Annotated in this window: 24 protein-coding genes and 1 pseudogene; 5 read left to right on the top strand and 20 right to left on the bottom strand. The window is 48.3% G+C overall.

Annotated elements, in window-relative coordinates; translation table 11 throughout:
• Positions 1-117: 117 nt before the first annotated feature.
• From IJ22_RS23035 to IJ22_RS23010, 6 genes are all read right to left on the bottom strand, one after another.
• Complete coding sequence (locus IJ22_RS23035) at positions 118-1,446, bottom strand: ABC transporter substrate-binding protein (protein ID WP_062410436.1); 1,329 nt, start codon at positions 1,444-1,446, stop codon at positions 118-120.
• Positions 1,447-1,561: 115 nt separating this feature from the next.
• Entirely contained in the window at positions 1,562-3,160 is a 1,599-nt protein-coding gene (locus tag IJ22_RS23030) for a response regulator transcription factor (protein WP_062410435.1), read from the bottom strand.
• The gene (locus IJ22_RS23025) at positions 3,153-4,961 is read right to left on the bottom strand and encodes a sensor histidine kinase (protein WP_062410434.1); all 1,809 of its coding nucleotides are present in this window, start codon (positions 4,959-4,961) and stop codon (positions 3,153-3,155) included. Before IJ22_RS23025 ends, IJ22_RS23030 begins: the two co-directional genes overlap by 8 nt.
• Positions 4,962-5,217: 256 nt before the next feature.
• Entirely contained in the window at positions 5,218-5,373 is a 156-nt protein-coding gene (locus IJ22_RS25870; protein ID WP_074729463.1) for a DUF1540 domain-containing protein, read from the bottom strand.
• Positions 5,374-5,555: 182 nt separating this feature from the next.
• Positions 5,556-5,864, bottom strand: coding sequence for a sterol desaturase family protein (locus tag IJ22_RS23015; RefSeq protein ID WP_062410432.1), 309 nt, complete (start codon positions 5,862-5,864; stop codon positions 5,556-5,558).
• A gap of 180 nt (positions 5,865-6,044) precedes the next feature.
• Complete coding sequence (locus IJ22_RS23010; RefSeq protein WP_256380606.1) at positions 6,045-6,659, bottom strand: sulfite exporter TauE/SafE family protein; 615 nt, start codon at positions 6,657-6,659, stop codon at positions 6,045-6,047.
• A 288-nt stretch (positions 6,660-6,947) separates the two neighbouring features.
• Here IJ22_RS23010 and IJ22_RS23005 point away from each other — a divergent pair, with 288 nt between their 5' ends.
• The 3 genes and pseudogenes from IJ22_RS23005 (at position 6,948) to IJ22_RS22995 (ending at position 9,688) form a co-directional block, all read left to right on the top strand.
• Complete coding sequence (locus IJ22_RS23005) at positions 6,948-7,838, top strand: LysR family transcriptional regulator (protein WP_062410431.1); 891 nt, start codon at positions 6,948-6,950, stop codon at positions 7,836-7,838.
• A gap of 163 nt (positions 7,839-8,001) precedes the next feature.
• Positions 8,002-8,541 (top strand): annotated as a pseudogene (locus IJ22_RS23000) (L-dopachrome tautomerase-related protein); the annotation flags it as partial.
• Between the two features lie 94 nt (positions 8,542-8,635).
• Positions 8,636-9,688, top strand: coding sequence for an LLM class flavin-dependent oxidoreductase (locus IJ22_RS22995; protein ID WP_062411117.1), 1,053 nt, complete (start codon positions 8,636-8,638; stop codon positions 9,686-9,688).
• 220 nt (positions 9,689-9,908) lie between these two features.
• Here the strand turns inward: IJ22_RS22995 and IJ22_RS22990 are convergent, their stop codons facing one another.
• From IJ22_RS22990 to IJ22_RS22980, 3 genes are all read right to left on the bottom strand, one after another.
• A complete protein-coding gene (locus tag IJ22_RS22990; protein WP_082660918.1) occupies positions 9,909-10,556 on the bottom strand; it encodes a nitroreductase family protein in 648 nt (215 codons plus the stop codon).
• Between the two features lie 325 nt (positions 10,557-10,881).
• Positions 10,882-11,724 carry an aldo/keto reductase gene (locus tag IJ22_RS22985; protein ID WP_062410430.1) on the bottom strand — a complete coding sequence of 281 codons (843 nt, stop codon included), beginning with the start codon at positions 11,722-11,724 and terminating at the stop codon, positions 10,882-10,884.
• 171 nt (positions 11,725-11,895) lie between these two features.
• Entirely contained in the window at positions 11,896-12,807 is a 912-nt protein-coding gene (locus IJ22_RS22980) for an SDR family oxidoreductase (RefSeq protein WP_062410429.1), read from the bottom strand.
• 312 nt (positions 12,808-13,119) lie between these two features.
• Between IJ22_RS22980 and IJ22_RS26140 the strand changes: the two genes are divergently transcribed.
• Positions 13,120-13,323, top strand: a complete 204-nt coding sequence (locus IJ22_RS26140; RefSeq protein WP_145862560.1) for a hypothetical protein — start codon at positions 13,120-13,122, stop codon at positions 13,321-13,323.
• A 114-nt stretch (positions 13,324-13,437) separates the two neighbouring features.
• On the opposite strand, the gene IJ22_RS22970 is transcribed toward IJ22_RS26140, so the two are convergent.
• Positions 13,438-13,833 (bottom strand): hypothetical protein, encoded by a 396-nt coding sequence (locus IJ22_RS22970; protein ID WP_062410427.1) that lies wholly within the window; start codon positions 13,831-13,833, stop codon positions 13,438-13,440.
• A 204-nt stretch (positions 13,834-14,037) separates the two neighbouring features.
• Between IJ22_RS22970 and IJ22_RS26405 the strand changes: the two genes are divergently transcribed.
• A complete protein-coding gene (locus tag IJ22_RS26405) occupies positions 14,038-14,193 on the top strand; it encodes a hypothetical protein (protein ID WP_160327401.1) in 156 nt (51 codons plus the stop codon).
• Between the two features lie 125 nt (positions 14,194-14,318).
• Here IJ22_RS26405 and IJ22_RS22965 read toward each other — a convergent pair whose 3' ends face one another.
• The 10 genes from IJ22_RS22965 to cdaA all read right to left on the bottom strand — a co-directional run bounded on the left by IJ22_RS22965 (position 14,319) and on the right by cdaA (position 26,084).
• Positions 14,319-15,857 carry a malate:quinone oxidoreductase gene (locus tag IJ22_RS22965; RefSeq protein WP_082660917.1) on the bottom strand — a complete coding sequence of 513 codons (1,539 nt, stop codon included), beginning with the start codon at positions 15,855-15,857 and terminating at the stop codon, positions 14,319-14,321.
• 492 nt (positions 15,858-16,349) lie between these two features.
• Positions 16,350-16,742, bottom strand: coding sequence for a DUF6508 domain-containing protein (locus IJ22_RS22960; protein ID WP_062410426.1), 393 nt, complete (start codon positions 16,740-16,742; stop codon positions 16,350-16,352).
• Between the two features lie 833 nt (positions 16,743-17,575).
• Positions 17,576-17,755: a hypothetical protein gene (locus IJ22_RS22950; protein WP_145862558.1), complete on the bottom strand. Its 180-nt coding sequence runs from the start codon at positions 17,753-17,755 to the stop codon at positions 17,576-17,578.
• A gap of 235 nt (positions 17,756-17,990) precedes the next feature.
• Entirely contained in the window at positions 17,991-18,284 is a 294-nt protein-coding gene (locus IJ22_RS22945) for a hypothetical protein (RefSeq protein ID WP_062410423.1), read from the bottom strand.
• Positions 18,285-18,505: 221 nt separating this feature from the next.
• Positions 18,506-18,808, bottom strand: a complete 303-nt coding sequence (locus tag IJ22_RS22940) for a DUF6075 family protein (RefSeq protein WP_062410422.1) — start codon at positions 18,806-18,808, stop codon at positions 18,506-18,508.
• Positions 18,809-19,081: 273 nt separating this feature from the next.
• Positions 19,082-19,432 (bottom strand): DUF2200 domain-containing protein, encoded by a 351-nt coding sequence (locus tag IJ22_RS22935; protein WP_062410421.1) that lies wholly within the window; start codon positions 19,430-19,432, stop codon positions 19,082-19,084.
• A 681-nt stretch (positions 19,433-20,113) separates the two neighbouring features.
• Positions 20,114-21,943 carry a glutamine--fructose-6-phosphate transaminase (isomerizing) gene (gene glmS, locus IJ22_RS22925; RefSeq protein WP_062410419.1) on the bottom strand — a complete coding sequence of 610 codons (1,830 nt, stop codon included), beginning with the start codon at positions 21,941-21,943 and terminating at the stop codon, positions 20,114-20,116.
• Positions 21,944-22,459: 516 nt separating this feature from the next.
• On the bottom strand, positions 22,460-23,800 hold the full coding sequence (glmM, locus tag IJ22_RS22920; RefSeq protein WP_062410418.1) for a phosphoglucosamine mutase: 1,341 nt from the start codon (positions 23,798-23,800) through the stop codon (positions 22,460-22,462).
• 201 nt (positions 23,801-24,001) lie between these two features.
• Entirely contained in the window at positions 24,002-25,279 is a 1,278-nt protein-coding gene (locus IJ22_RS22915; RefSeq protein ID WP_062410417.1) for a CdaR family protein, read from the bottom strand.
• Between the two features lies 1 nt (position 25,280).
• Positions 25,281-26,084, bottom strand: coding sequence for a diadenylate cyclase CdaA (gene cdaA, locus IJ22_RS22910; protein WP_054819462.1), 804 nt, complete (start codon positions 26,082-26,084; stop codon positions 25,281-25,283).
• Positions 26,085-26,166: the final 82 nt, after the last annotated feature.

Raw genomic sequence — 26,166 nt, 5'->3', positions numbered from 1 at the left:
GCCGGACAGAATGGCGAAAGCTTTGCACTTTAAGGGTGATTCTTGGTTCACATCATGACAAAAAACGCCCCTATCCTAAGATAGAGGCGTTCATCGGCGCGCCCACGGGGCGCAGCCTTATTTTTTCTCCGATTGAATGGCCTTGTCGGCGCGGGTTTTCAGGGCTTCCATCGTTTTGTTAATGTCCTGCACATTCATGAAGTACTTTTCGGATTCTTCGCGGAGAATCGTGTTCAGCTGCGGGAATGCAACCGAGTTGAACCGCGTAGCAAAGGTCAGGTCGCCCTTGATCAGTGCCGTCAACGATTCTTTATCAATAATTTTCTCATCCTGTCCGATAATCAGCTCAGTGATTTTGTTAAAATCCGCTTTCTTGTTGGTCGGAATGCGTCCGCCGGCAACCATATCCATATTGCCTTCCTGCAGGTACCAGGCCATGAACTTGAACGCTGCCTCCTTGTTGGCGCTGTTCTTGTTGATGGACATAAAATCGTTCACACCGCCGTTGTTGACATTCGTTCCCTTCTCAAACTGCGGAGTAGGCGCGAAGGCTACCGCGAAGTCGCGCGGATATTTGGCCGTGTCCTTGATCGTGCGGAGCATGTACGTGCCGCCGTAAACCATTGCGGCTTTGCCCGTCAGAAGCTCATTTGCCGGATCGAGCTTGTTCGCTACGCCTTCCGCCCAAGATACCATGGCTCCCTGGTCATACAACAGTTTCTGCAGCTCCAAGCCTTTTTTCACTGCCGGATGGTTGAAGTTGGACATACCGTCCGCCGTATAGAAAGCATCCTTCGGCTGTACCGTCGCAAGCGCAAATTTGCTGATAAACAGGTCGGAGCCCGGCGTGATGAAGCTGCCCTTCATTCCGTCCTTAGTCAGCTTTTGAGCCAGCGCTACGTACTCGTCCCAGGTCCACTCGACAGGGACCTTGACACCGGCTTCATCCAGAGCCTTCTTATTGATGACGATCATGTCGATAATTTTGTTAGCCGGCAAATAGTGGATTTGATCCTTAAATTTCTGGATGTTCTCCATGCCGATGATCTCTTCGACATTGAAGCCTTCTTTTTGGATCAGCTCGTCAAGCGGAGCTGTCATGCCCGCATTCAGACGGCGGTTCAGGTTGGCCTCCCCGTAGCTGATGAAAATGTCCGGTGCGTCGGATTGCGTCATCAACGCCGTATCCAGCTTCGTATTGCCGGAATCGTCATTGACGTAACGAACATATTCCATTTGAATATCCGGATGGCTTTGGTTCCACTTGTCAATAACGGCTTTCGGACCGTTCTCTTCCGGAACGGCGCCCCACATGCGCAGTTTCACTGCTTTCTTCTCGCTGTCTGCGCCGCTGTTTGCTTGCGTATCGGGTTGGCTTGCGCAACCGCTAACAATTAAGGACGCGGACATGACAACGGCAGCCGTACCCATAACCCATTTTTTCATAGCTTGATTACCCCTCCATGGTGTATGCTTTAGCTTTCGACCTCAGCTTAACAAAGATGGACCTGCGGCAGAAGGGGTGATTCCTGCTAAAAACCGTCTCATTCTTGGTTGCTGCTTATTTGCGGCCCAGCACCGTCTTGCGGTATTCCAGCGGATGAATGCCTTCCACTTTTTTAAACAGCTTGCTGAAATAGTTCGTATCGGTATACCCGACCTTCTCCGCAATTTCATATACTTTGTAGTGCTGATTCTTCAGCAGCTCCCTCGCTTTATCCATCCGGATCCGGGTTATGAAGTCCATGATGGTTTCCCCGGTTTCCCGTTTAAACAGCACGCTTAAATAGTTTTCCGTAAACCCGATTTCCTTAGCCAGCTCCGATACCTTCAGCGGTTCGTTGTAATGCTCGCGAATTCGCCGGACGACGGCCGCAATCTCCGGTCTCCACTGCTGCGTAGCCAGTGTCTTGTAATATTGAAAATAACCGCCTATCCATCCGCAAAACCACGTGTACAGCTCCTCCAGCGTTTCAATCTGGCGAACGGCGTGCAGCGGGTACCGGTTCCGGTACGGAGGCACGGCGTACAAATCGCCTTTTAACGGACGCAATCCGTGACCGAAAATATGGACGAGCTCCACCCATTCCTCGCGCAGCATATCCGGACTCCGGAAAGGCCCTTCGCGCAGGCTGTCCGTCCAGCGGTCCAGCAGCGCAAGTACGCCGGCTTCGTCCTGCTTTTCAATCAGCTGAATCCATTGCGCCTGCGTCCATGGAACATGTGTCTCCAAGGGACTCGCATAGTGCAGCGAATCGAAGGCAATGATACCGCCCATCCCCCGGTAAAACCGGTGCTCCAGGGCTGTTTTGGCTTGGAGGTAGCCGGTGTGCAGCTCATCGGTCGACATCAGCGAATCGGAGTAGCCCACACTTACCGAAAGCTTCAGAAACGTACGAACCGCCTCCTGCATTTCCAGCAGCATGTCGGCTTCCATATAATCGGTGATGACCGCAAACCGGCCTCCCTCGATTTCCACCAGCTCGCCTTCATCGTATTTGCGCAAAATTTCGGTCAAAATGTTGGCCACGGTATAAGACAGCAGCTTCTCGGACTGGAAATTATTTTCCTCCAGCACCTCTTCATACGCGTCCAGCTGAAGGTTAACAATACGGTAAGGGGGGGTGAACGGCGGAATGTGGAATTCCTCGAAGGTCGCCCGGATTTCTCCCGGCGTGCACTGTTTGGTCAGCAGATCCCTCATCCGTTTTTCCTTCACTTCCTTGCCGTACAAGTGTGCCTGCATCTCCAGCCGCGTCGCCGCCGAGGCCGACACCCGCTGCGCCTCAATCTCTTCCTTCAGCCGGATCAGCTTGGCCAAGAGCTCCTCGGGCTCCATGGCCAGCTTCAGGATATAATCGACAGCGCCCAGCCGCAGTGCCTTCTGGACGTATTCAAAATCGTTATGGCTGGAAAGAATTAAGCACTTGGCCGCGGGATACTTTTCCTTGATCCGTTCGATCAGCTCCAGCCCGTCACAACCGGGCATCCGAATGTCCGTCAGCACGATATCGCAAGGGGTCCGCTCCATTACGGCCAATGCTTCATTCCCGTCCGAGGCTTCCCCGACGAGCCGAAACCCGTTCTCTTCCCAGGGAATGATGGTTTTCAATCCGATCCGGACCAAAATTTCGTCGTCTGCAATCAATACGTTAATCATGCTGCGTCGCCTCCTTTGCAAGCGGAAGAGTCACCGTTACGGTTGTTCCTTCACCGGGTACACTGCTTAAGCGGAGCCCATATCCGGGTCCAAAATGCATCGCAATCCGCTCGTTCACATTCCGGATGCCGATGCCGGTCGATTTGGCATGGGACGGCGCTCCGTCGGTGAATACGCGTTCAAGCTGGTCAGGCTCCATCCCTTGTCCGTTATCGGAAATTGTCAGCACCAGCTTGTCCCCTTCCTCATGCGCGGTAATGGAAACCTCCAGCGGGCTGCGATTACCGTGAATGATACTGTTCTCCACAATCGGCTGCAGGGTAAATTGCAGAATTTCGCAAGACATGAGCCGCTCCGGCACCTCGACGTGAACGCGGATATTATCGTGGAAGCGCAGCTTTTGCAAATCCATATACATCTCCAAATGGCTCAGCTCTTCTTGCAGCGTCGTTCGCTCACGGCCTGCTCTCATCGAGATTTCAAGCAGTTTGCCGAGCTTTGTGATCATCTGGCTGACGTGCTGCGCCCCGGAAAGCATCGCTGACCACTTGATGGAATTCAGCGTATTGAACAGGAAATGAGGGTTGATCTGCGCCTGAAGCGCTTGAAATCTCGCTTCTTCCTTGCGCCGCTGCTCTTCGGAAAGCCTCAGGATCAGCTCTTCGAGCCGTCCGACCATCTCATTGAAGCGCAGGCCGAGCTGAGATACCTCGTCCGACCCGCGAACAGACACCCGGGAGGAGAAGTCCCCTTGTCCAACCCGGTCCATCGAATGCAGCAGCCTTCCGATCCGCTTGGCAAATTGCAACATCACAACTGCAAATGCACACGTGAAAATCAAGAACCAGATAAGCAGCCAAAGCAGTGATTGATTTTTGATCTGACCCAGGCTCGATTGCAGCTCCTCCTCAGGGGCCAACTGCACCACGGTCCACCCCAAATGAGGCATGAACGCCCCATTCAGCGCAAAGCGCTGTCCATCGGCTTGAACGCTCCGATACTCTTCCTGCGGGGAAAGCGCATTCGCCCGAAGGGCCAGATTCACGACCTCCTGCGGCAGCACAGGCCCCCGCTGATCGAGCAGCTGCCCATCCTTCTTGATCAGCAGCGTCACCCGGTCTGTCCCGGTCGTTTTCGCCGGAAGGGCGCTCGTCTCCATCGGGGATGGCAGCCCAATCAACAACAGACCCGCCGCTTTACCGTTCGAGCTGTCTTTAATCAACCGGGACATGACGAACAGCGAGTTCTCTGCCCCAGCCTGCGGCGGAGGAAGCAGCGTTCCTTGATACGCAAGCTGCCAATAAGGCCAGCCTTCCAATCGAAGAGTCTCCTGAACCCAGGCTTCCTTTCGGAGCTGTTCGTACAACGCCGGCTCCTCGAAGCCGGCCGCCGTAGACAAAACATGTCCGCCAAAGTCCAGCAAAGCGACCACGGCATTACTGTCCAGCAGAATGTCGCGAATATTCATCAGCTTTTTGTGAACCGACGTAAATTGCTGGAAAGACGGATAATCGGTCATCCAGCCCTGACGGTGGCTCGTCTGCAAATAAGCCGCCACCTCGGGATCATTGACGATCAAATGAGAGGCGTTGAGCATCCGCTCGGCTGTCCCGTCGATGCTGCTTGCCGTATGGCGCACCGCTTCCTGACGGCTCTGATTGACTTCGCGGCGCACGACCTCTTGGCTGGAAACGTATACGTTATATATGATAATGGTGATGGGAATCAAGATGAGCAGGATAAAGGAAAGTATGATCTTTCCCCGAATTGAGGTCAGGGGCGACTTTATCCGCCGAAGCATGCAGGGTATCCTCCTCTTCGCGATAAGCGTTAACATGAATCGGGATCAACTTTGTAATATAGCATATCTCTCATGGGATGAAAATGAACATATCTTGGCGATTCGGGGAAAATTCTTTCTGGAAATGGATGAAAAACAATGCTCGGGGAAAGGGAAACTTCTGGCGCGGACGTCATCTTCGGAGGGTAGTGATAATGATTATCATTTTTGGTTATCCTTTTAAAAAGGAGGCAGTTGCCTCTGCCCCCTTCAATCATTAAATCTTCGGTTCAAATGTTTTGCAATCCGTTTCTTCCGAATTGGACGCTTGTTTTCCTCTGTGGCTTACCACGTAAATAGCAGAGGCATTGCACTTGTTGCCATTAGCCCAATACTTACAGGAATTTACTTCGCATAGCACGTCTTTAGCCATATTTATCTCACCTCCTGAAATAAGTATGACCAAATTGACGTTTTTATAGCCATGAAGCATGGGTCAGTCCGCAGCGGGAAAACCGGAAATCAAGGCTTTCCCGCTGCGACTTTTCTCGGTCACAATTTGTCTGTCACTTTCCAAAAGTCACGGATAATTTTTTATATCCATAAATCAATGGATTACAACCATACCAAAGGAATGTAGGCGCTGTAGATTAGAACATCATGGTAGACCGGACTAAATAAGTACTTTAGTTCTTGGGGGTGTTTATGATGTTCGACATGCCTCCAGTATAATGCAGGTACGAGCTTGGGCAAATATCGGTGCACGACGTACTCCGCAAAGGCATAGACCAGGGCGCCAAAGAACAGCGCGAGGATGGTCACATAACCATCGAAATGCAGGCAAGTTAATAAGGCACCAAGCAAACTCATTACGGCAATGAATCGTATAACAGGACTGGTGTAAAACTCTCGGTAATGGGACATATGCCATTCCTCCCGTTATCATAATCCAAAACCAAATACACAAAAGACCCAAAAACTAAGCAAAGGAATGCGGCCTCCGACTAAAAAGCCTCACTCAGAAAAGCGGACAGCATTTCTTTTTCCTCTCAATATGATAAATCAGGGACTCGGTTTTGCCGCCAAGCTTTTTCAAATAACATTTTAAATGATCTTGATGAACGTCTGTGCAATAAGCAAACAAATCATTAGATTGATCAAATATTTTGCTGTTTTGGTACGGATTTTAGGTAAAATCATAATACCCATTTGAGAGCCGACAGTGGATCCAAGCGCCATGGCGATGGCGTATGGCCATTGAATAAATCCGGTTTGATAAAATACGATAAATCCTCCGGCACAGCTTCCGAAGATAAAAACTCTTGTCAACTGGGCCGCTTTTATATAGCTGCTATTATTTTCCATAAAATAAAGAATACTGAAAGTAGAAGAACCCGGACCAAAACCGCCATCATAAGCGGCAATCAATATAGGAAAATAAATATTTCTTTTATTTATCGAGTATTGCTGGGATTCCGGGTTAGAATCCCATTTTTTGTTTTTTAAATTAACGGCCAAAGCAGCACATAGTAAAAAGAACGCAAGTACGTTCATGGTCTTCTCCTGTAGATGAGCTGTCAATAAAGCCCCGCCAATGCCGCCTGAAAAGGCCAGTAAAAAGATACAGATTATGGACATGGCTTTCATTTGTTTATGGTGCAGAAGGTAGAATACGCTTGATGCCGCTGCAATGCCGGATGAAAATTTATTGGTTGCAATACTGGTTTAAATAGGAATACCGGTTAGCATCATGGCTGGCACAGTAATGAAGCCGGCCCCCCCTGCGAGTGTGCCAAGAAACGAGGCTCCTAAGCCGATTACAACCAAACTGATGGTGTTCACATCAATCATTCTATATAACCCCAATTCAAAGAAATTCCCGCTAATGCCATTATTTTCGACCCCTTTTAATCCCTCTTTCAAAATATGTTATATAATAGTAATTAATAAATCTAATATATATTTTTTGCCGATTCATAAATTAGAATTATGAAAGGGTTATACCAAATGAACCTCCATGCTTTACGTATATACTGTTCGGTAGCTTCTAAAAAGAGTGTAACGGAGGCGGCCAAAGCTTTATTAATCAGCCAGCCGGCCGTAACCATGCAAATACGCAATTTAGAGAAAGAAACAGGGTTAACTTTAATGGTTCCAAAAGGTAGAGGAATTGAATTGACAGAAGCAGGGGAATTCCTTTTTAAACAGGCCGAGAGGCTTTTTGATATGGAAGCAGATATTGAAAAAAAATTGGAACAATACAAAAAGGGGGAGCAAGAAGAACTTCGCCTATCCTCAACTTATTTGCCTGCCAATTTTTTATTGCCGGCATGGCTGGCTAAATTCAAGAATCAATTTCCACTTGTGCATGTAAATGTATACAGCGGGAATTCCGAACAGGCGATCGATAAGCTCCTTCATTACCAAACGGATGTCGCTTTTGTGGTGAAAGAAAAATGGACGGAGCCGGATATCGCACTTTCCCATATCATGGACATCCATTATTGGTTTATTGTCCCGAAAGGCCACAAATATGATGGAAAAGAGGTGATGTTATCCGATTTAGTTCAAGAACCTTTTATTATGAGGGAAACGGGCAGTTCTACAAGAGAAATTCTTTTTTCTCTTTTTAAAATACATGGCGTAAAACCGCCCTATATCGGGTTACAATTACACGGGTTTAATGAATCCATCCGTGCTGTTATTGCCGGATACGGGGTTATGCTGGCACCTTCTCTTGCAGTGCAGGATCATCTGGACAGGAAAGAGATCGGGCGGACAAAGGTACAAGGAATTGACGTTAAACGCCCCGTATACCTTTGCCGTCGTAAGGCAGATAAACATATGCCATTAACGCTAAAACATTTTTTGGAGTTAGTGAAGGATGAAACAATGTAAGTTTATATCATATGACAAAATTTATTAGCTTGGTTTTCATGTCCATTCCTTTCGAATTGGGAATATATGTTTTTATTATAAAAAGAAGAGTTCCTCCAAATTGCCCGCTTGATTCCATTCCCAACTCGGGAAAGCCTCCAGGAGCGGTTTTCCTTCCTTGATTTACAGCACTCAGGATTTTCCCGGTTTTCATTTTCAAATTGACTATAAGCCGGTCTTCAAGGATACTCCTCTTCGAATCGGAGCCGACGGCATCGCCTTATCCGCGGACCGTACCACGTTGTATTACTGCCCGGTCACGGGGCGCAATCTATATGCAATCGATACCTCGCTGTTAAGAAACTTTACCACGCCGTTGAAAGAAATCCGCAGTGCCGTACGGGCCATTGGCAGCAAGCGCACGACCACCGACGGGATGCACGCGGATAATAAAGGAAATGTGTTCTACACCATGCTGGAAGGAAAGGGAATCGGCATCTATACACCTTCCAGTCATAGATTCCATGATTTTGTGTCCGATGACCGAATGCTATGGGTGGACGGGGTCGCTTTTGACCAAAAGGGCTCTATTATTTTCAACAGCAACCGGCTTCATGAGATGTTTGGGGGCTATGAGATAGATTGGACTTACCCCTATAACCTTATCATTTGGAAAGCATTTGTCGGCCATGACGTAAAGTCGTATTTGTATGCCGATGGATAACGGGTGAAGCTGGCATTTGAGAAGCTATAAATAAATGAGTAAACTATAGGTAATATAAAGGAGGCGAATCCACATGGCCGATTCGGCGATCCATATGGAAATAGGAATCAGTACTTTTTTGGAGACAACACCCGACCCGGTGACGGGAGAGGTCATCAGCCATGCCGAGCGGCTGCGCAATGCGGTTGAGGAGATCGTACTGGCCGATCAGGTCGGCCTGGATGTCTATGGAATCGGAGAGCATCATCGGCCCGATTACGCCGGCTCCGCGCCCGCCGTTGTATTGGCGGCAGCGGCCGCCATGACCAAGCGGATCAAGCTTACGAGCGCTGTTACCGTGCTGTCCTCAGACGACCCGGTTCGCGTGTATCAAGCTTTCTCCACCCTTGACGGCATTTCCAACGGCCGGGCGGAAATAATGGCTGGCCGGGGGTCGTTCATTGAATCTTTTCCGCTCTTTGGATACAGCCTGGACGATTATGACGAATTGTTCGAAGAAAAGCTGGAGCTGCTGCTTGCGATCCGCTCCTCGGAGAAGGTATCCTGGCGCGGCGGTCATCGTCCCGCTATTCATAACCTTGGCGTCTACCCCCGGTCCGTTCAGAACCCGCTGCCTGTGTGGATCGCAAGCGGCGGGACTCCGCAGTCTGCGGTTCGGGCGGGAATGCTGGGTCTTCCGATCGTATTCGCCATCATCGGCGGAATGCCTGAGAGTTTCGCGCCGTTAGTCGACCTCTATAAAAAGGCCGCAGCGAAAGCCGGGCACGATCCTGACAAGCTGCCGATTGCGACTCATTCGCACGGATTTGTCGGAGAAACCACCGAGCAGGCTGCCGATGTATTCTTCCCTCCCACACAAGCCCAAATGAACGTTATCGGGCGTGAGCGGGGTTGGGGGCAGCCGTACACCCGGGCAACCTTTGATGCCGCACGCAGTCTACGAGGCGCCCTCTACGTGGGCGATCCCGAATACGTGGCGGAAAAGATTATTCTGCTGCGCAAAAACTTGGGGGTTACCCGTTTCTTTCTGCATGTGAATGTCGGTACGTTGCCGCACCGCGAAGTCATGCGCGCCATCGAATTGCTCGGCACCAGGGTCGCGCCAATCGTACGTAAGGAGCTTGCCCGAATCGAAGCAAAGGAATAAACGATTGGCGGGAATCCATTTCACGCGACCTTGCCGTAATGGGTAATAAAGGGGGGGCATACTCTGGGGGCATACTCTATCTTTTTGTCAGATCCGCTCCACATTTCAAAAGGCGGCTTGCGGTCTGCAGCATCGGTTGCTTTTTTTCCATGACGAGTCGACCCCTCCTCACCCTTCCACCTTACATCGGTTACCGTGCTTACCCCGATCCGCGTCCAGCTTATGAAGAGAAAGCACTAAAATGCACAAATTCGCCGACCGGTTTACGGTAGCCTCTAGGTCTAGGGTGATTCGTCTTTTCTTTACCTATGGTTATCATCATAGCGATGTGATATCGATCCGGAATGTTTAATACTGCCCTTACTTGCTCGGAGTTAAAGCCAATCATCGGACAAGTGTCCCACCCCTTTGATTTCGCAATAAGCATAAATTGCATTGCGGATAACGAGGCGTTACGAATGGCTTCTTCTTTACGAAATTCTAAGTTTTGATAGGCTGCATAAATGGAATCAATGGTTTGTCGGTATGTAAGCTCATCCATCATCCCCAAATGAAGCATGCCTTCATAGATCCGTTCGGCATCAGTGTAAGCTTCTAAATCCCCTAGTACAATGATAGCGGCTGAAGCGGTCCCCACTTTATGCTGACCGTATGCTGCTTCCTTCACTTTTAATTTGAGCTCAGGCTCATCCACTACCACATAATGGGCGTGCTGCAAGTTGAATGCGGATGGTGCGAATTTAGCTAATTCAAACATCTCTTCAATTTCTCTTCTGGGTATCTTCACATTACTGTCGAAGTTATTGGCGGACCTTCTCATTTTCACGATTTCTTCGACTGAACTTGATTTCATTATTGAGTCCATCATTAAACATCTCCTTGATCATGATCAGAAAAAACGGCAGCCGATCTTGACAGCCCGGCAAGCCGACGCCCAGCAGGTCCTAATTCATTTCTTGCGTTATGTTCAGATTATATTTTTATAACTTACTTTTGTCAAGTAACTTGAAATTAATAATTAATAAACCAAGATCCATATGTCTATCACCCATCCTGCCGATCTTTCCGTGTTTAACCGGGCTCAATGATTAAGTATAAAAATAAATAAGCCGGTTCATCCCCGGCTTATTTTTATGGGACGTGCACCGGAAGCCCCGGCCTTTGCACGGCCGGTCCGGTCACGCCCTTTTCCTTTAAAATTCTTCATACACAGCCGGGTCTTGATTCGCAATCCGGCCATCGGGGCGGGTTAATTCTGCTATTATGCTCATTTCTTTATCATCCAGAGAAAAGTCGAATATGGAGATATTTTCAAGCTGCCGCGCAGGGGATGAAGATCTGGGAATGGAGATGGCCCCGAGCTGGTAATGCCAACGTAAGATGACTTGCGACACAGATTTGTTATGATGATGAGCTATTTTTTGAACGGTTTCATGCTTTAAAATGTCATTTGCTCTCGCTAATGGGCTCCACGATTCGGTTACAATGCTGTTTTCTTCGTGCCATTTTCGTTGATCGGCTTGATTGAAAAACGGGTGCAGCTCGATTTGGTTGACGCTTGGCTTAATGCCGGTTTCTTTGATTAAACGTTCAATATGCTCCGGTAAAAAATTGCTGAGGCCGATCGAACGGACAAGCCCCCATTTTTTAGCGTCAATTAACGCTTGCCAGGCTTCCACATAATGATCTTGTTTGGGATTCGGCCAATGAATCAGATATAAATCATAATAATCAAGATTTGCGCGATACAACGATTCTTGAATGGCCGTAACCGCTTTGTCATACGAGTGATAGCGACCCGGCAATTTGGAAGTGATGATGAATTGCTCCCTCGGAACGGAACTGCGCCTGATGGCTTCCCCTACGGTTCCTTCGTTTTCATAATTATAAGCGGAATCCAGGAGCCGATAACCCATATCTATGGCGCCTACGATCGCGTTGACACCAGCGGTGCCCTTTAGTGAATATGTACCCAAACCGATAACGGGTATTTTTACTCCGTCATTCAATGTAATCTCCGGAATGGATCTGCTCACAATAAATCACTCCCTTCTTTAGTCCTTTTTATGGTATCACATTTTCGAAGAATTTTTTACCAAATGAGTTATTATTTCCAAAATAAGAAGCCGGGCACGAGACCAGATCAAGTCCTGATCATGCATGGCTTCCTGGACACCTGCAAAACCGTCAACTTCTGATCAGCTGTATTAGCGGTACCCGGTAGCATTCGCCGGTTTCCCTGCATCCACCACTTCTACGAGATACCGCCAGCAGTCTGGCTGCGATCCGTCAAGATCATAAAAACCATACACTTGTGCGAGCTTGCCGCTTGACACAGATTGACCGTTCCATCGGGCAACCTCCGGATCTCCGGCTAATGCGGCAACGGCACGCCCTACAAAACGCGGCGTTTCCGAGATGATGAAATGAGGTTCCTTCACTACGGCATCACGCCAGTTCTCTTCTGTAACACCATAGTGATCAAGCATCAATTCAGAACGCATCCAACCCGGAGTCACTGCTATGGCGGTGCATTGATATGGTAAAAGTTCATAGGCTAAAGATTTGGCCATTCGAATGACAGACGTCTTGGCCAGATCGTAGAACAGGGATAATCGGTAGTTTTTGTCGTTGTATTCTGCCGTGCCGTCCGTTACCTCAATGACCAGTCCGTTCCTGTTTCGGATTAACAGGGGTAATGCAAAGTGGCTTGTAATGATATGGGTATCCATCGCAAGCCGAAGCATGCGAAGTCCCCTTTCAAGGGAGTGCTCCCATACGGGTACGTTCCACTGTGCCAAATACTCAGCTCCCCACACATCGTTAACCAGGATGTCCAGTCGCCCCTGTTCGCTCTCTATGCGTGCAATTAGAGCTTGAACCTGATCGGGATCGAGATGATCCACTTGAACCGCGATCCCTCTACCACCCGCATGATTTACAAGCTCAGCGGTTTCTTCAATGGTTTCAGGACGATTGTACTCGGATCGTTGTGTTCGTGTCGTGCGTCCGGTCACATAAACGGTCGCTCCAGCCGCTCCTAATTCGATAGCAATTCCTCGGCCGGCGCCGCGTGTTGCACCTGCGACCAAAGCCACTTTTCCATCTAAAGGTTTCATGATCTGGTACTCCTTTCGTTGATTATTCCTCCATTATAGAGCATCAATATGACAAAGTATGTCATATTGAACCATCGAAAGTATCATCCCTCCCTCAAGCTGCCGGCGCTGCAAATATAAAATATGCCAGTTAGCCGAAACATGAATAGCCTCCTTTACGTAATACAGGATAATGACATCCTGCACAACTTGGAGGACGGCGATGAAGAGTACATACCGGATAACACTGCTCCTTTTCTCACTACTGCTTTCGTTATTGCTGCTTCCCGGTGCGGCAAAACATCATCTTACACCATCGATAAGGTTGAGATCATGGCGGACATCATGCCGGACGTGGATCTGTATGTGGAGGAATTATACACGTATACCGTACACGGCGATTACGACTGGATTCCTCGGCATATGGATGCGTACGGCGGGGAAAATATAGAACTCTTCGAAGCTTATACTCCCCCTTCCGACCGGGTTCTCAGCGATTTCGGATACGTCGGACTGAACCGGCTGAACGTCGACTGAAACCCCCGCCGCGGCACGTATTATGTCGACTTTCGGGCAAAGAATGAAACGAGGCAGCTGTATTACCGCTATCGGATCGACAAGGCGGCCGTGAAATACGCAGACGGCGGCGAGTTAGATTGGACTTTCCTTGCGCAAAATCGGCGGGAACACATCGGAGTCAGCCGGGCAGCGGCGGGACAACGATTTCAAGAGGACCCGAATGCTCCAAAGGGGCTGCTGCAGTTTACCTTCAAAGGCGACCGGAGCCGGTTGGATGCGGCGGACCGGCACCTTCTGGGATGGCTGTTCCGCGGCACCTCCGTGCTCTCGCTCGAGCATCTGGCGGGACCTACCAAGACGGAACGAAAGCAAAAGGCTTAAGAGAGCAAATACATCCAGCGCTCCCGCCGCCTTGGCAGGGCTTTTGGCCGCTGGCTGCGGCTGCTGCTGGAAGAGAAAGCCGGATACCATCGCCGGCTTCGGGGTGTATCCCGCCAGAAAAGTGTGGATTCCCGTATTGGCTGCCATACACTTCGGGCTCCTTCTCTATTTGTACATTGCAGATGTGAAAATGTGGGATTCTCTACTGTTGCTGATTATCTTTGTGGGCGGGGGAGCCGTATGGGCCAGCGTCCGGTGGCGGAGGAAAGAAATTTCTGAAGAGCGGAGGAAATCTTATATCGCGCCTCTCCCCTGTTCCAGCCGGACCTTCTGGCGGCGATCGAATATGCCTTGGTCCGTTCCTGGAACGGCGTAAAAACGGCGCCCGCATGCGGAGACGGCGGTGGCGGTGGCGGGGATAGCGGGGGGTACAGTTGGGACGGCCGGGATGACCATAACTCCTCCAGTGACAGCGACGACGGCGGAGACGGCGGTGGCGGGGATTAGACTGCGTCAGACATAAGAAAAAAAGCAGCGGCGGCCAAGGAGGAAAATAAAGTCCTTGACTGACGCTGCTTTATTACCATCATTTCCCCACAGCTTAACGGCTATAACGGACCGGCAAATGAATCTCAAATCAAAACTTCGTTATTTATGGTATGGTTCGGGTTGCTTGCCTGTAACGGCAAGTTTTCGCTTAATCCAAGCGTCCGTGCTGTTGAAGTATGAATTTCGTGAATAAGTTCCGGGTTTTTCATTAGTGACACGCCATAAGAAGGAATCATTTCCTTTATTTTCGGCTCCCACGTTTTTAAATGCTGCGGGAAGCATTTTTTTATGACCTCAAGCATGACGGAAACGGCGGTAGAAGCACCCGGAGAAGCACCGAGCAATGCAGCTATCGAGCCATCAGCGGCACTAATCACTTCCGTACCAAATTGAAGCGTTCCTTTGCCGGCAGCCGTATCTTTGATAATTTGCACACGCTGGCCAGCTACCAGCAAATCCCAGTCCTCGCTTTTGGCGTTCGGGATAAATTCCCGTAATGCTTCCATGCGCTGTTCTTTCGATAACATCACCTGCTTGATCAGGTATGTTGTCAATGAAGCGTTTTTTACGCCTGCCGCCATCATCGTTACGAGATTATGCGGTTTTACGGAAGTTACCAAATCAAGCATGGAACCGAATTTTAAAAACTTTGGCGAGAAGCCGGCAAACGGTCCAAATAACAGCGATTCTTTGTTGTCGATAAATCTTGTGTCAAGATGCGGAACGGACATTGGAGGAGCGCCGACCGAAGCTTTGCCGTATACTTTTGCATGATGCTGCGCTACAATATCCGGGTTCTGACACACCATAAATAGTCCGCTTACCGGAAATCCTCCGATACCTTTTCCTTCAGGAATACCGGATTTTTGCAGCAAATGCAGGCTTCCTCCCCCGCCGCCGATAAAGACGAATTTTGCCGTATGGCGTTCGACGGTACCGCTATCGACATTTCGCACTTTCAATTCCCACGAGCCGTCCCCAGTACGTTTAATATCATCAACATGATGGTTGAATTTTATATCGACATTTTTATTTTTTAAGTGGGCAAACAATATGCGCGTTAAAGCGCCAAAGTTAACATCCGTCCCGGATTCGATTCTTGTAGCCGCTATAGGTTTATTCAATGTCCGGTCTTTCATCATAAGCGGAATCCATTCCATCAGTTTTCCCGGGTCATCGGAATATTCCATCCCTTGAAACAGCGGATTGCTAGACAGCGCATCAAAACGTTTTTTCAAAAAATGTACATCATGTTCCCCTTGTACAAAACTCATATGAGGGACTGGCATGATAAAGTCCCGCGGATCACGTATCAGATTGCTGTTTACCAGATAGGACCAGAACTGCTTTGAAACCTGAAACTCTTCGTTAACCTTTATCGCTTTGCTAATGTCTATGGATCCGTCCGGTTTTTCGACGGTGTAGTTAAGCTCGCACAGTGCGGCATGCCCCGTTCCCGCATTATTCCATTCGTTGGAGCTTTCCTCTCCTGCGTTTGCACGCCTTTCAAACACTGTAATGTCCCAATCCGGTACTAATTCTTTCAGCAGTGACCCTAAAGTAGCACTCATGATTCCGGCACCAATTAAGATAACGTCTGTTTTCATTTGTCTGTTGCTCATTTTAACCGTCCTTATACCCTACGTTTTGCAGAAAGGATGTAAGCACTCCTGCTTAGGCGCCACAACAAGCCAGGGCGCGGCTTAGTGACACATCTTTTCTGGATCAATTATAACCTGATTATAGTGTATCACTATTATTAATAGATTAATATATTTATTTACTATTATATAATATTTATAAGCTATTAAAAAGCTGGTAAAAAATGAAGAGTCCGTCCACAAGAGCCATTGAATACACAAAAACCAAGGCTTAACCCGGCTTCCGGCAAGGGTTGAGGCTTGGTTTGTCTCACAGTTACGCAATTCCGCGGATATCAGATGTCATCAAATCTTCACATTGGAAAGAGAATTTTATATGAAGGCCCAACTTCTCTCACAGATGGTTCCCATTTATTTGCATAAGATTGATTTATGTTATGACCAAATGCTTTTATTGTGAATACGATTATATCGACATGCTGGTTAAAGACAGCATTTTTTTGTATTTGCTGATTACTTGTCCGCTTCTAGCTGTTCTTTTATCTCCCGTAATCTTTCGAGAATGCATTGCAGTTTGCCATCCGCTACAATATGTTCCAACAATCCTTCGTTAAATCTGTCGCCTCTTACGTAGCTAGTCATCAACTTTGATAAGGTTTCCAAATCCGCAAAATTGATTTCTTCGTGGATATCCTTGTTTAAATCCTTAAAAGCTTCATTCCTGTCAAGCCACTCATGCCAGTTAAACACCATCAGAAAACCCGTCTCAAACAGTGTTTGAAGCAGTTCATGAGTAAATTCTTGCAATCTTCCGTCAAGTGGATCCGCACCCACTAATTCCTTTGACTTTGCATAAAGTTTTAATATTTTATCTATATCTTGTGACGTGATTTCCTTGTCATACAATGGTAAAAACCTCTTTTCGTCTAAGATAAGCACCTAGATGCCTTAACTTTTCATAAATCTTATGCAGGTTTTATGAACCACTTCTATAATTCATTCATAAATTCATGCATACAACTTATGCATCTGCTTGGATTCCAATTATAATAACGGCAAAATTAGACCGATTTGAGTTGAACGTTTATGCATATTTTATGAATTGATGTCAGCCGACTGAGCAATTAAAGGGAAAAGGAGCCAGTCATTGACGATCATTGTAATACTCTCCATTCGAAGCAAGACGCCATAGGCTGAGTAACTGTAATGATTAAAAAACACCTGTTGTCCTGTAAATCACCTATAATTGTCCTATATCTGACCTTAAACTGGGTTGAGCCTGGATATATAATTGAGACAAATACACAAAAAAGAGCGGAATTATAAAATGCACATAGGGTTAAAAATTAATAACTCAAGCACAATTAGCAGAAATCTCTGGTGTAAGTGAAAGAACAATCCGAAGATTAGAATTAACTGGAGTAGCAGAAAGTACAACTGTAAAACTTGTTTTAACTGCGTTGGGCTAATTTGGAAGAGTTTGAAAACATGTTTAAGGATGAAAAAAAGCTCTCCATCGATCAATTCCCATTTCCCTTCGTTTGGTATGGATTTTTCAAATACCTGAAATGGAATTTTCTGCGGCTCAGCCTTGGGTATCATGTCCAAGTACACTGCCCCCTTTTGCAATTTCATTTAAGGATGAGCTGATCAAACAATTAGCCTGCTCCCTTTATCTCCAGTATACCATCGTGCAAAAAGAAAAAGAGGAGTCTTCAATAGCTCCTGAATAGAAACGTTTACAAATCGATCATTTTTAAAAGATCCTGCTCAACAGCCACCTTCACAATTTTTTCCTTGATCAATCGCACAATCCCTTTTGATCGTCCTCCCAGACTCCTGCCCTCCAAGATTAAATCCTTGATTTCTTTAAAATATCCGATAACCTCGTTCGCATCGGAATTATCGTTGACATTCAACTCGTCGAGCAACTCAATTTCTTTATGAATAAATGCTTTCGCTTCGGTTGTGAAAGGTGTAGAGTTTTTCCAAAGAATTCACTCCTGTAGCCCTCTCCAAGATCATCGCTTGTGAGAACAAATGGTGCTCTATCCAAACTGATTTTGAAACTGTCTCGGAACTGTGCTTTGGAAGGAATCATTTTTTTAATTTTATTCCATTCTTCTTCATTGCATCCCGGTACATTGCAGTACATTACATGGTTTTCGTCATATTGACAACACGGTGAGCAACAACTTCTTCCCTGTTTTCATCTTCTTGAGATTCAACTGCCCCCCTGCTTTCAAAATCAGTTATGATTTGTTCTGCAAGCCGATCTAATGTTTCCCTCTTAAATTTCGAAACAACATGCATCGGATCAAATTCAATATGATCGTCCAATTTCTTAAGCATTTTGAGATCAATTCCCAGCTTTGAAGGGTCGGTAATCGAAATCGCCATAGGGTTTCTCTCCATGCGAAGTGATGCCATCAACAGTTCTTTCGCCATCTTTTTCTCCTCCTGAATCTCAAAAGTTGAACGAAATTGCTCACCATTTTTAAGTATCGACGGTTTATTATAGATTCCTTAAGTCTTAATATTCGTGATAGGTAAGCGAATGAGGGAAGCAAGGGGCTGGTCGAGCGTATCTTTAATTTTTAACAATGCTGTATTTGGGCTCACTCGCTGAAACGGTTTACACTATAACCCAAACCTGAGCTTGATCCCCCTCAACCGCCAATCGCCTGTTTCGTTCGTCCAGGTTCGCAAACAGATCGGCGATAGTTCCGCATTCGTAGTTGTAATGCCAACTCCGCCAACGCTCTTGAACCGCTCGTCAAATCGACCACTTGAAATGCCTCTGGACGGATCATCCGACCTTCGAGGTCGTAAAAATGTTCAATCCTATCTCCCAAGTACTTGTAACCAGCAAAAATATAAAATAATGCCTGCCTTTCCCTGTCTTTTGGGTGCGTCCCATCCTGTTTCAAGAATTGATCGTACCTCTCCTGGTGCTCTGGAAACAAAAACATAGAAGTCCCCTCCTGTTTTTTGAAGAACTTCTATGTCATATGCGGATGGGTTTGTGATGATAATTGGGTAGTAGGATAAAGGTGACAAGTTCATGGTGCTTACCCATTCCTTTGAGCAACAGAAGGATACCAACGGCTCCCGTGGCATAAGGGTAGATGATTGGATAAAAGGTGGTTGGATAAGCGTTCAACACATTGCTATAATACCCAACGCCAAGAAGATGATTATAAATTTCCAGTGTTGATAATTGCATAAAATCTTAGGGCACCTTATTATTTCCGCAAAATCTTCTCCATCGCTTTTCCCCTTGCTAACTCATCGATTAGCTTATCCAAATAGCGAATTTCCCGCATTGTTGGTTCTTCGATATCTTCCACTCGAACGCCGCAAACTACACCTTTGATCAAAGCCCGTGAAGGATTCAATTGGGGAGCTTCCGCAAAGAAGGTCTCAAAGTCTGTCTGTTTTTCCAAATGAACTTCTAACTCTTCCTGGCTATATCCAGTCAACCAACGGATGATTTGATCAACTTCTGATTTTGTACGCCCTTTTTTCTCTGCTTTCGAAATATAATGGGGATAGACTCTTGCGACACTCATTGTATAAATCTGATGTTTGGTCATGATACATCCTCCCTTAATTTTCTAAGCATCAGTTACATCGCATATTTATTGGACAGTTTAGAACCAATAATTTGTTTCTTCTCCCTTACAGGAAATTGTATCACATTTTTAACCATGCTTTTATTATGGACATTCATCTAAAACGCTCCCTTATCGACTGTCCCCTTAAGCAATCAAACCGAACGAACGTGAACATCCCATTTTGATTTCCCTACTATGTCAAGAGAAAATAATTCATGTCCATCCCACTTTAGCCCCACCAAAGCCTCCAATCCCTTGCCGCACAAGGGTTTTCGGGATTTGAGGAACCAGTTGGTACAAAATGGGGAGAAAATAAAAAGTGTCCGCAAAATTGGAAGAAATTAGGTAGTGGAAGTTGAAAGGGAGCACGAAAACGGAACGTTGGGAAATGTCCAGAGAAATATTTGAAGGAACGAGGGGGCAGGGATAAGGGAAAGGACAAAGGGGGAGGGTATATTGGGACCAAGCCTGATTTATCAACCCCTTTTCCCTTTCACCCTCTCCCCCTACCCCTTTCCAAAAGATGAAGCCGAACAGGTGATCAGGCATGAACCCTAACACCGCTCGGCTTCTTGGACATTTTTTATTGTCTCTGGACAGTTTTTATTGCCCCAGGACGGGATTTATTAGCTGTCTACAAAAACTACCCAATATCGCTAACTACTCCACCGTCACGCTCTTTGCCAAATTCCGTGGCTTGTCGACATCGTTGCCGCGGGCCAGTGAGGCATAGTAGCTCAGCAGCTGCAGCGGCACAACGGACAATGCCGGGGTTAACAGAGGCAACGTTGCGGGAATGGCGAACACTTCATCGACTGCCTTGGCAAGCTCGTAATGCCCTTCCGAATGGATGCCGAATACATGCGCGCCGCGGGCCGTAACTTCTTTTATGTTGCTTACCGTCTTTTCGAACAGGTCCTCCTGTGTCGCCAGCGCGATGACCGGGATGCCTTCTTCGATCAGGGCCAGCGTTCCGTGCTTCAACTCTCCGGCTGCATAAGCTTCGGAGTGAATATAAGAAATCTCCTTCAGCTTCAGGGAGCCTTCCAGAGCTACAGCATAATCGAGGCCGCGGCCGATGAAGAACAGGTTGTCGTGCGTGGCGATTTGCTCCGCCACATTCTTGATGGCCTCCGATTGAGCGAGAATACGCTCCACCTTCTCAGGCAGCTCTTTCAACTCGGCGATGACTTCCGCGATGTAGGCATCGTCTTGCGAACCCAGTGTTTGAGCAAGGTACAATCCGAGCAAATAGAAAGCGATCAACTGCGATGTATAGGCCTTGGTCGAGGCTACGGCGATTTCCGGGCCGGCCCAAGTGGTAATGACATCATCCGCTTCACGGGCAACCGAGCTGCCCACTACGTTAGTGATGGCCAGCACACGCGCACCGCAGCGTTTGGCTTCACGGAGCGCAGCAAGCGTGTCTGCCGTTTCCCCGGATTGGCTCACAACGATAACCAACGTTTCCGGAGTAATGATCGGAGCACGGTAACGGTACTCGGAAGCTACGTCCGTTTCCACCGGAATACGCGCCAGCTTCTCAATTACCGATTTGCCGACAAGTCCTGCATGGTAAGCCGTTCCGCAGGCCACAATATGAACGTGACGAATTGCCTTGATCTGCTGCGGCGTCATTCCGACTTCATTCAGTACAACTTTTTTGCCGGACGGATCCAATCTGGAGCCCATGGTGTCACGGTAAGCTTTAGGCTGCTCGTGGATCTCTTTCAACATAAAGTGGTCGTATCCGGCTTTTTCCGCGGTGACGATATCCCAATCGACATGAAATAATTCCCGGGAAATAAAATTCCCCTCAATCGTCATTAATTCGACACCGTCTCTTGTCAGAACAGCCATTTCTCCATCATTCAAAATATACACATTTCGCGTATATTCGAGGATCGCCGGAATATCGGAGCCGATAAAGTTCTCACCTTCACCCACACCAATGATGAGCGGGCTGGATAAACGAACCGCAACCAGCTTATCCGGTTCATGCTCTGTCAATACCCCAAGTGCATAAGCGCCTTTCATCCGGCTGACCGCTTTTTGCACGGCTTTGACAATGTCGCCTTCATACAGGCTTGCAATCAGGTGAGAAATCACTTCTGTATCCGTTTCGGATACGAATACGTGACCTTGCGCCGCCAGCTCCTCTTTGAGCACCATGTAGTTCTCGATAATCCCGTTATGCACTACGGAAAACTTAAGAGAATTGTCCGTATGGGGATGCGAGTTGACATCCGACGGTTTGCCGTGCGTCGCCCAACGGGTATGTCCGATCCCGATCGTTCCGTTCAGCGGCGTTTCTCCGAGCTTGGATTCCAGATTGGCCAGACGGCCCTTCGATTTTTTGACCTGAAGCCCTTCGGATGTATAGACGGCTACACCGGCTGAGTCATACCCGCGATACTCCAATTTCTTTAATCCTTCAATCAATATATTTTGAGAATTACGATTCCCTACATAACCAACAATACCACACATAGAATAAGTACCTCCTACAGTATACAACACATAATCATTCTTGATCCCGTCGAACTCTTGTCCGCCCGGTCGCCCGGACGTTTTGCATTTCGACTTACGGTATGGATCATCACCGGAAGGCCCCCGCCGAATCCTTCGAACACCTTCACCTCGTCAACTGAGCCGCCCCCTGATATGCTTTTGCTTTCCGCGCTGTCCAAGAAAAAAATGTACGGATCCCGGCAGTACCCGAGACTGGAAGGACCGGATTCGCAGAAACTTAAACCATCAGAAACAGCCGCTCAGTTCTGGCGCTTCGTATGACAAAATATACTACCCACCTTTCTCTTCAGAATAAATATAATCCCATCTTATTCATTTTGCCATCGATGTGCAACCTCTATTTTTCATGGTGTTTTCATTAATTATTTCGGCACTATGCCCTTATATAGAATCCCAGCCTCACAATTCGGGAGCTGATCCCGAAACCGTAAGGCTGGGGGGCTAACGCACTCAAATTTCCTGCAAAAAGAAGAATTAAGCCAACTCCCGCTGAATCACTTCGGCAATTTGCTGGACGTAAGCTTCCACCTGCTCCTTGTCCGGTCCTTCCGCCATGACGCGGATCAGGGATTCGGTGCCAGATGGGCGGACCAGTACGCGCCCGTTGTCGCCGAGTTCTTCCTCGACTTTGCGTATCGCCAATTCCACAGCGGCATTGTCCTTCAGCTTGCTTTTGTCGGCTACACGTACATTCACCAGCGTTTGCGGGTACTTGCGCATAATTTGCTTCAGCTCGCTCAACTTTTTGCCTGACTTCACGACCGTATCCATCAACTGAAGGGCAGTCAAAATACCGTCTCCCGTCGTATTGTAGTCGAGGAAAATAACGTGCCCGGACTGTTCTCCGCCGAGATTATAGCCGCCTTTGCGCATTTCCTCCATGACGTAGCGGTCTCCGACAGCCGTCTTGGCCGCCTTCATGCCAAGCGACTCGATGCCCTTGAAGAAGCCGATATTGCTCATCACCGTAGTCACAATCGTTTGCTGACGCAGCTTGCCCGCCTGATTCATCGCTTGTCCGCAAATGCTCAGAATATAGTCGCCGTCTACTTCCTCGCCATTCTCATCAATAGCGATCAGGCGGTCCGCATCGCCGTCGAAGGCAAGCCCGATATGAGCGCCCCGCTCCACCACAAGCTTCTGGAGCTTTTCAGGATGCGTCGAACCGAAGCCTTCGTTAATATTGCGTCCGTCCGGCTCCGCGCCGATGGAGATCACCTCGGCTCCCAGTTCCTCAAATACCTTGGGAGCAAGCTCATAGGCCGCCCCGTGAGCGCAATCGAGTACGATGCGGCAGCCTTTGAAGGAAGAATCGACCGTCGATTTTACGTAATCCAGGTACATGTATTTAGCCTGATCGTTGTCCAGAACCGTTCCAATCTCGCCGCCTACCGGCCGCGGAAGCTCGTCAAGCTCCGCATCCATCAACCGTTCGATCTCAAGCTCCGTCTCATCGGACAGCTTAAAGCCATCGGCCCCGAAGAACTTGATGCCATTATCCTCAACCGGATTATGGCTGGCCGAAATCATAACTCCCGCGTCCGCTTTCAGCGTCCGGGTCAAATAAGCAACCGCCGGCGTCGTCACGACACCAAGACGGATGACGTTTGCGCCGATCGACAGCAGCCCTGCCACTAGCGCGGCCTCCAGCATCGGGCCGGAAATCCGCGTATCTCGGCCGATCACGACATTCGGTTTTTCCACTCTCCCGGCAAGAACAAAGCCGCCGCAGCGGCCGATTTTATATGCAAGCTCCGGCGTCAATCCCTGATTGGCGACCCCTCGTACGCCGTCCGTCCCAAAATATTTCCCCATAGTTTATCTCTCCTCAAGTACAATAACCTTTTCATAAGAAAACCTTAAACGAAGCCATTCACTGGATAAGCAACCGCGATCAGAGGCAGGTTTTCTTGCAATAAAAACGGTTCAGCTCCGCAAGTTTACTCTGTCACTAAAAAAACCAATGATCCTTTTATTATCCACTAATCCTTGTATGCGGGTCAAATCCTATGACCGTTACGGTGAAGATGAAGGATTCGCGGTGCCGGAAGGAGCGGAGGCATCGCCCTCCCTGGCACTGATTTCCACCGTCGCTCTGAGATATTCCTGAGACCCTTTCTTTACAAAGGTCGGCAAGTTCCATGTCACCGGTACCTCATGCCGGCCCGGAGGCAAATTGCTCACATCCACAATGCCCTGCACATCCTGGGGCTTCAGCTTTTCAATCCAGTCCGGCGCTCCCTCGACCGTAAGATTCAATCGCCCTGATTGAGGAATCAGCACACTCGTATGAAAGCCGTCGTTTTGACCGATGATCGACAGCGGAATCGACTCCAATATTTTGGTTTGGGACGGCACAATGCTGACGCTCACCGTCACCTCACCGGGATCAATCTGCTTTACATCGCCCCGAAGCGGAATCGGCAGTGTGAATTCTTTATCCTCTTTCAGCCCGGAAAGATCCACCTGCGGCCCTTCGTAGAACTCCAGCCGATCCAGCATGTCCTGAGCTCCGTACACCGTAACCTTGTCGATGCTTTGGCGAATACCCGATACCGCAAAGCCCGGCGGCGGTTCACCTACCAGCTTCACTTGCAGCGGCACCAGCTTGAACGGACTTGTAATAGGCACTTCCACTTCCACTACCGCAGGATTGATGATGGCCTCCTCGATCGCTTTACCGTCCTTGTCATAAGCAACCAGCTTCGCCTGGGCCGTGACCGGTGAATCCGCCTTATCTACATCCACATCGGCCCGGACCGACTCCACGGCCTCATAGATACGGCTTGGCACACCTACGGTGACCTGCTTCGGTTTAACCACCGGCTGTCCCGCCTTCAAACCGACCGCCGGCGTCCCCGTAACCTGGACCGTCACCGGCATCGATTTGTTTTTCTTCTCATCGACAACCACTTTAGCATATGCCGGTGTGATTTTGACCGATACACTGGATGGGAACCCTACCGGAGTTAGCGGAACCATATGCTCCCCTTTGCCGGTGTTCGTTAAATCCAGCTCCACCGAATAATTGGCCGAATTCAAGACACGCTTCAACGTAGAGCTTCTCCCTGCTATCGTCACCGTAACTTGCGCCGGGGAGATATCCTCAATAAAAAATTGATCTTCATTATACTTGGGCGTGACCGCTACATTCCCAATCGTTTCTTCCACCGTTCCCGTCCCTGTCGATCCGGGAATGGAGCTGCCGTCCATTCGTACGACCGCCCACAGCAAAATACCGATGACGAGGGCCACTACCTTTACGACGTTCGTGTTGCGTAACCATTGGTCCATCTTACCGTCGCCTCCATTTCCAAATGGAGCTCTTTTCCTTGATTTTCATCTTCGGCTTTAATTCCTCGAACAGCTTGGCCAGCAGCGCATCCTCTTTAATGTCCCGCAGGACATGGCCATTCAAGGCCAGCGATACTTGACCCGTTTCTTCGGATACTATCACGCACATCGCATCAGATACTTCACTCATGCCAATCGCCGCCCGGTGACGAGTGCCGAGCTCTTTGCTGATAAATGGATTCTCCGACAACGGCAAATAGCAGCCGGCAGCCATCAGCCTGGATTTGCTGATAATGACAGCCCCGTCATGCAGCGGCGTGTTAGGTATGAAAATATTAATAAGCAGCTCCGAGCTGATCTGCGATTCGAGTTGAATGCCCGATTCCACATAATCGTTCAGTCCGGTTTCCCGTTCGAACACAATCAGCGCCCCGATTTTCCGCTGCGCCATATATTGTACCGCTCTCAGCACCTCGTTGATCTGCCGGTTGATATCCTGCTCCTCAACGTTCGTACGGCTGAAAAGTTTGCCTCGTCCGAGCTGTTCAAGCGCCCGGCGAAGCTCCGGCTGGAAGATGATAATGACGCCGACGAGCCCGAATGTGAATATCTGATTCATCATCCACTGAAGCGTATTCAGCTTGAACCAGGAACTGAGCGCCCAAGTCACCACGACGACGAGAATCCCTTTGAGCAGTTGAATCGCCCGTGTTCCTCTGACCAACAGAATTAACTGGTAAATCACATAGCTGACAATCAATATATCTATAATATCTGTAATACCTATGTCTGTAATCCACTCCATCGCGTGTGCCCCCAACCTGCCGCGGTGATTTCTTTCTATTATTGTCCCCTTCCTTAAATCATACCATATTTACAGCAAAAAA

The organism is Paenibacillus naphthalenovorans (assembly GCF_001465255.1).
Classification (GTDB): domain Bacteria; phylum Bacillota; class Bacilli; order Paenibacillales; family NBRC-103111; genus Paenibacillus_G; species Paenibacillus_G naphthalenovorans.
The sequence above is the reverse complement of the archived record's forward strand: the minus strand, read 5'-3'. Positions and strand labels throughout refer to the sequence as shown.